This is a genomic window from Sulfuricurvum sp. (assembly GCF_028688295.1).
In the GTDB taxonomy this organism is placed as follows: domain Bacteria; phylum Campylobacterota; class Campylobacteria; order Campylobacterales; family Sulfurimonadaceae; genus Sulfuricurvum.
Genome location: NZ_JAQTYM010000090.1, coordinates 1 through 7032 on the forward strand (window position 1 = coordinate 1; position 7032 = coordinate 7032).

Here is a 7032-nt window from a genome sequence, read left to right on the forward strand (position 1 = left end):
ATGCACTTACTAAAGGTGAAACATTGACTAATGTTGAGCTTAAATGGTACCGCACAAGCTATACCGGTAAACCTGAGCACTATTTCAGTGTCGTTCTTGAAGATGCGGTTATCGTAGATATCCAAGCTTCTATGGATGCAGAGTTAGGTTTGACAGTTACCGATGTTGCACCGTTGGAAAATGTATCGTTTTCATACCGTAAAATCACATGGAGACATGAAACTGCAAGTACATCCGGAGAAGATGACTGGCGTATCGGTGTAGGCAAAAATGCCTAAAGTATAGAGCTTCGGCTCTATCGTGCTCCCTAAAATCCTAAAAATTTAGTATAAAAATTACCTTCCACAGTATAAATGTGATTTTTCTAATAAAGTTTCAGAGGCTTGCTCATGACCCCCAACCCTAGTAGTGCACTAACCTTGCTCAGCACCCTCTTCGGCGCGAGCACTCTTATTAATGATCGAGTGAACTGCCGAGTAAGACTCAAAGGGTACAGCAGCAGTTCTGCTTTATCGTTAGTGGATAGCTACAGTGTATTAGAGTTAGAGGGTGAGAGTGCTGTATCGGTAGGATATCGCTTTACTATCGTCTTTGTCAGTGATGAAGAAATTAAGGTAGAAGCACTCAGTGATACCGAGGTGGAACTGAGTCTCAAAGATGAGATAAGCCCTCTTAACTCTACGACACTTTACGGACGTGTTTCTGGGGCTTCTGAGTTTGGAAGTGTCGGACGCAAACAGCTTTATCGTCTTGAGATTGTCTCTCCTTTGTATTATTTGTCTCTTAATCGTCGCTATGAAGTCTTCCAAGATAAGAATGTCCTTGATATCATCACCGAGATCATTGGACGTTATGAAGCGCTGCTGCATCTAAATCTGAGTGTAAAAGCCGATCCTCTCCGTTATAGTATCCGTCATACCTGCACTCAGTATGCGCAAAGCGATTATGAGTTTATGACTATGTTGTGTGAAGAAGAGGGATTGGTATTACTCATAGACTCCTCTTCTTCTAATCCTTATAACCTTACCTTGTGTGAGTTGAGCGAACATGCTCTGGGTGCAGAGACTATAGAGTGTACCTATAATACGTCTAAACGCTTTGCTCCCTCATCGGGGGTTCATGATTATTATGATCCTCTCAAACCCTCTTTGGATATGTCTACGACCAAGCTCTCTAAATCCGCTGAACCTCTGGGGGATAATACCTACAGTGCTCAGTTACGTAATGATCTTAAACTCTATACACAGCATGATCGTTTGGAGATGTTTGAGGGGTCACTCTCTAAAGATCTAAATCGTTATGCCTCACTCGAAGCTCAGCGTGATTATGCGTCAGGGTTTTATGTTGAGGGGATCTCTACTGAACTCTCTATGAGAGAGGGGATACGGGTAACGCTTAATGATACCAAGGTATTTAAACGCGATGAAGTGATTATCCTCTCGTGTCACTATAGCGGTTCATTCCCTAATGCCCTCGATGAGCTTATTGCTACTGAAGAAGCACCCAAAGCGCAATACCAAGTCACGTTTAGGGCAATCCCCTCCTCTATCACCTATCGACCCCCTTACACCATCACTAAACCACGAATCGAAGGTGTCCACACCGCTATTGTCTCCAAGGGTGATAAAGAAACCTCTAAAGGTGCCAATGAGATTGATGTGAATGAGAAAGGTGAGATCAGAGTTATCATGCACTTTGATCCTAAATATCCTACCAGTGTCTATGTCCCTCTTAATACCCTCTATGCCGGAGATCATTATGGGATGCGATTCTTACCTCGTGTTAACTCAGAAGTACTTATCAGCTATATCAACGGTAACATTGATAGACCGATCATTATAGGGATGCTTCATAACGGTGAGAACAAGATCCCTTATGATCTACCATCTACAAAGACCCAAAGCTACATTAAAACCCAGACTACTCCTCAGTACAGTGATAGCGAAGGGTACAACGAAATCCTTTTCGAAGATGCTCAGAACAGTGAACAGTTCAACATGCGAGCACAAAAGGATTACAGTCTCTTAGTCCTCCATGACGCAACGGAGCATATTCAACATGACCGCAGTGAAACCGTAGATAATAACGAAGATGTCACGATCCACGGTTATAGAACCGAGAGAGTCAACAAAAGCAAAACGGAAACCATTGATATCGCGAAAGCGCTTACTATTGGTGCTGGATATCAAGTGAGTGTCGGAGCTAGTAAAAATGAGACGGTGGGAGTGAGCTTTAGCGAAGAGGTGGGAGTACTAAAGCATACGATTGTTGGGGAGAAGTATGAGATTATGGTAGGTAAAAGCCATATCACTTTTTATGCTAACGGAGAGATTATCATCGAAGGAAATGATATCGACTTTACAGGGATGGAGCATATCGAGATTATTGCGCCGAAGGTGTATATCAATGGTGCCGAAAAAGGTAATGATGAGATGTATGTGATCAAAGATCAACAAGGTAAACCAATACCAAACTTTGCTTATAAAATCACTGTCGGAAATGGCCCTGCTATTTACGGATATACCAATGAAAATGGTGAAACTGAACGGATTCATAGTGGTGCAAGAAGTGCCGAAATAAAAATCATGGCTGATGATCGTATCAGATGAGCAGAAGAAAGGCTAACTAATGGCAGAAGATTTAGAATTGCTTTGTAAACCGAAAACACTAAGCAAAGACAAAACCAATCCAACCGATGGATCATCAGTTCAAGTACAAATCAAATCATTTATGATCAATGTATTTTTTGATGGTACGTGGAATAATATGGAAAATAACAATATTTATCGAGGCTTAAAATATGAATACGACAAAGATCCCCTAATAGCATACGAACAAAAAAAACATTTTAAATTCTCACCGGATGAGAGCAAAAAATCTGAAATCAACACCCATGATTATCTGAGCTACCATAGGGAAGGGACGACAATCGAGTGGCTATACAATGGATTTGAACCTAAAGATGATAATTCGGCAGGTAATATCGCTGTGTATGTAGAAGGGACAGGGACGCTTGACAAAGATACTGACGGAGCTTTCGCAGCAGGATCCGGGTGGGGTCCAGAACGAGGGTTTGATGCCAAAGCCCAACGGGCATTTAATTATATTGCTAAAAAGTTAGAGACAAAAGGCAAACAAGGAGTTGAATTTGATCTTTTGCAGATCAATATCTACGGTTTTAGCCGTGGAGCGGCATCGGCACGATATTTTTCCAACCTTATCCGAGAGAGTTATGAAGACATAAAAACAGGAAAGGCTCGGTATATGATCGAGCGATTTGGATTCGATACATCAATACAACCGTGTCAGGTACAAATCGGGTTTATCGGAATATTTGACACAGTGGTATCGATAGGACTTAAACAAGACAACGATGCCAAAGAGTGGAAACAAGAGATAACTCAGCCCAATCCCGGCGGGGATGTACCTGAACCGCCTAAAAGCTATAAAGTTGTTCATATCGCCGCTTCCAATGAGGCTCGTACCTTTTTTTCACTCTATGACATCCATAGCAGTATGGAAAAAGGGTATGGTGTAGAATTCCGTATCCCGGGGTGTCACACCGATATAGGCGGAGGACTTGGGGTAGGTGAAGAACTTGTTGATGGTGAAGTGGTGATTGCCGGGAAAAATGAGGTGGTTCGCTATGTTCGTGAGCACCATCAGGGGGAAGCCAAACCGCAAGAGAGAAATCATTTTAATAGCGAAGGGGATCATGACGTGGGGAAATTTTGGTTGTTCGACAATGTCCTTACTCGATTACTTCGTCAAAAAATCAATGCTTCCAAAGTCGACGCTTCCCTTTTGGCACAAGCTCTTATCGATGAGGGATATTATGAACAAAGCGAGTATATTTCTGATGCGAATAGACTTCCCGACTACAAAGCCAATCTTGAAGGGAGCAGACTTTATCTGATTGATGATAAATACGATACCAAAGAAATAATAACGAGTGGTATCCCAACTCGAACAGTGATTGATAGAACCTTATGGGGATACCGCCAACAGCTCAACAGCGGTTATCCTAGAGTATCTTGCCATTTGATGTATGCGTTTATCAAAAAATACGATGTTGATTATTTTATGGGGTTTTTAGACTACAAAGAGAGCCAAATCCCTGATGGTTTTTTGCAAGAAGTACTAGATGAGTTTAAGGGAGTTGCATTAGCTCATGATGATGCGTGTGTGACTAAGGGCAAGGGAGAGATAAAAGTGATCAAACCTTCCGACAAAGAAAAAAGTCGCAAGCTGTTTAAGAACTATCTTCACTGGTCGGGAAATGGCGAGTGGATGGATGCACAGATATTTCAATGGGGTGAAGCGGTTCGTACCGTTCACCACGGATAAAGGGGAAACCATGAGAATCAGTATGGGGCTAATATTTGCCGTTTTACTATTTACAGGATGTACTAATAATCAATTACCAGGAGATTTTATGTTAGGAAAAAAAATGGAACTAGACACCTCACTTTCTAGCCCAAAGGGATATCCCATCGATATCGTACAGGGATATAATGCTTATCGAGATGAAAATGGAAATCTTATGGGCGGTTTTTTTGCTCCTAGAGTCAAAGGAGGTTGGGATGACCCAGAGGGAACTGCTATGGGAAGGATGGATCGTTTACCCCATCGGGTACATCTATTGTGGTTCTCACTAGCTGAAAATCAATTTTATGAACTTGATGCTGAACTTCCCGTTGAGAGGATGAAAGAGCTTTATAAGGAAGGATTTCGGTTAGTATCGTATGATAGAGTAAATGACAGACCTGTTGGCGAGTATGATACATATAGTGGAATTGGATTTATGTTGGCTCCAGGTGGGGGAGTAGTCGCTAAGATGCTTGCTAGGGAAGCCAGAGAAATAGGATACTTTAAAGCCAAAAAAATTGATATGCCGTGGCATATTTTTCAAAATGTCACTCCAGATAGGATTGAATCAGGTGATAGAGAAAAATTTGTTGCCTCAGGTTTGAGTGAAGAACGTATTGGCAAAGAGGCTCGCGATGAAATACTGGGGCATAAAATCCCGTTTGGGCTATGGGACGAGGTGTACCGCCGAACCTATCCGTGGTCGATGCACATCGTACATCCCTTGGCACTGGAAAAATATTATATCGAGTTTGTAAACACCGAACGCTACATGGTATGGGAATATCAGGTTACTAAAGAGCATAATCGAGTAGGTACTCCTGTTCCGGCATTTTTTGGAGTCTACTTTATCACTCCTGAGGGCAAGCGTATGGTGGGACTGGTCAAGTTTGATCTCCGTAAAACAACTAAGCTCTTTGAGGAGTATTTCAAAAATATCTCAGAGCGTGCGAATCTCGATGTTAAAGTTAGTGATGACCTAAAGAGTGTTGAAGTCAAATTGGTCAATTCGCAAAAAAGTGTTGTTGTCCCGCATCGAATTTGGAAAGTAAATGAACTCTATAAGGATAATTGGGGATTCGATACGATGGATTGGTAGTTGCCCATCTCATGTACTCCGATGGGAACGTACAAAAGTTCATGCTCACAATCACTATAGGAATGAGGAAAATAATTATGAGATTACGTAATCTACTGCTTTATATGAGCATTCTATTTGCCATTACAGGATGCAGCAATCATCAATCACTAGGAGATTTTATGAGTGGAAAACCAAAAGTAACTTTCGAGTCAGATATAGCTGCGCCAAAAGGCTATCCGGTGGAGTTAGTTGACGGATATTGTGGATATTTTAATGAAAGCGGTAAACCTACGGGTGGTTTTTTTGGTACTGCTCATATGGGTTGGGATGATTTTGGCAAGGTAGGCACTAGTACTGTATATGGTTTCCCAAAACGGATACGTTTACGCTGGCTCTCATTAGCAGAGAATCAATTTTATGAGCTGGATGCTGAACTGCCGATGGAAAAGATGCGTCAGCTCTATGCACAAGGATATCGAAGTCAAAATGGGATGAGAGAAATTGTTATTGATGATTACAGAGAAGAAGCTGTAAAAATCGGTCAGTGGCAGCCTTTCACCAATTTTGTATTTATGCTGGCACCCGGCGGCGGTGTCGTTGTGAAATTACAAAGCGAAGAAGCTCGGGAATTGGCCTATTTTAAAGCCAAAAAAACAGATATGCCGTGGCATGACTTCCAAAATGTACGCAAAGAAGATTCATCGGATCGTAATGAATGGGTAAAAGAAGTCTATGACATTATGGCTAAAGAATATCCAATCGAATATGCACAGGTTATGAACAAACAAATACCCTACGGATTGTGGGACGATGTTTACCGCAGACGCTATCCGTGGCATGTTTCTACAACCAGTCCTTTGGCGTATCGCGAATACAATGTGGAGTATCTCAACACCGAACGCTTTATGATTTGGGGCGACCAAGTAGAACAGGATCTCCTCTTAGCAGATAGACCAGTACCAGCTAAATTAAAAGTGTTTTTCAAAGATGCTGATGGACGCAGGTTAAGAGGATTTTTACGCTTTGATGAAGTCAGTGTCGCAAAAGCATTCGGTGAGTTTTTTAAATACTCCAAAGAGCCTGCACGTTTGCAGATAGAAACGAGCGATGACCTTAAAACTGTGGAAGTAAAACTGATTAACGCTTCGCACACTATGGTAATCCCCTACACGTTTTGGAAATTACAGCTTTTAGAGGGTGATGGTTGGGATCAAGATAATTCTGATGATGCAAGAGCGCTGAGTACATCCTATCCGAAACAAACAAGCAATGATTATTCTGTAAAAGATAAAAGATAAAAAAATCTGATGGAGAGCACACTATGACTATCACTACCAATACAATCCTCAGCACCCTCTTCGGCGCGAGCACTCTTATTAATGATCGAGTGAACTGCCGAGTAAGACTCAAAGGGTACAGCAGCAGTTCTGCTTTATCGTTAGTGGATAGCTACAGTGTATTAGAGTTAGAGGGTGAGAGTGCTGTATCGGTAGGATATCGCTTTACTATCGTCTTTGTCAGTGATGAAGAAATTAAGGTAGAAGCACTCAGTGATACCGAGGTGGAACTGAGTCTCAAAGATG

General features: G+C 41.8%; 6 protein-coding genes. All 6 read left to right on the top strand.

Going from position 1 to position 7032, the window contains the following annotated elements; genetic code table 11:
- The coding region (tssD, locus tag PHR02_RS12380) for a type VI secretion system tube protein TssD (protein ID WP_299992477.1) at positions 1 to 278 on the top strand (278 nt) is incomplete at its 5' end.
- A gap of 111 nt (positions 279 to 389) precedes the next feature.
- Positions 390 to 2609, top strand: coding sequence for a type VI secretion system tip protein TssI/VgrG (gene tssI, locus PHR02_RS12385; protein ID WP_299992478.1), 2220 nt, complete (start codon positions 390 to 392; stop codon positions 2607 to 2609).
- Between the two features lie 19 nt (positions 2610 to 2628).
- On the top strand, positions 2629 to 4347 hold the full coding sequence (locus tag PHR02_RS12390; protein ID WP_299992479.1) for a DUF2235 domain-containing protein: 1719 nt from the start codon (positions 2629 to 2631) through the stop codon (positions 4345 to 4347).
- Positions 4348 to 4357: 10 nt separating this feature from the next.
- A complete protein-coding gene (locus PHR02_RS12395; RefSeq protein ID WP_299992481.1) occupies positions 4358 to 5467 on the top strand; it encodes a DUF2931 family protein in 1110 nt (369 codons plus the stop codon).
- A 77-nt stretch (positions 5468 to 5544) separates the two neighbouring features.
- Positions 5545 to 6747 (top strand): DUF2931 family protein, encoded by a 1203-nt coding sequence (locus tag PHR02_RS12400; protein ID WP_299992483.1) that lies wholly within the window; start codon positions 5545 to 5547, stop codon positions 6745 to 6747.
- 23 nt (positions 6748 to 6770) lie between these two features.
- Positions 6771 to 7032 (top strand): hypothetical protein (locus PHR02_RS12405; protein WP_299992484.1); only part of this gene is annotated, 262 nt, incomplete at its 3' end.

Excerpts from the sequence above, each read along its gene's own strand:
- tssI (WP_299992478.1), top strand. The coding sequence starts at position 390 with ATGACCCCCAACCCTAGTAGTGCACTAACCTTGCTCAGCACCCTCTTC.
- PHR02_RS12390 (WP_299992479.1), top strand. The coding sequence starts at position 2,629 with ATGGCAGAAGATTTAGAATTGCTTTGTAAACCGAAAACACTAAGCAAA.
- PHR02_RS12395 (WP_299992481.1), top strand. The coding sequence starts at position 4,358 with ATGAGAATCAGTATGGGGCTAATATTTGCCGTTTTACTATTTACAGGA.
- PHR02_RS12400 (WP_299992483.1), top strand. The coding sequence starts at position 5,545 with ATGAGATTACGTAATCTACTGCTTTATATGAGCATTCTATTTGCCATT.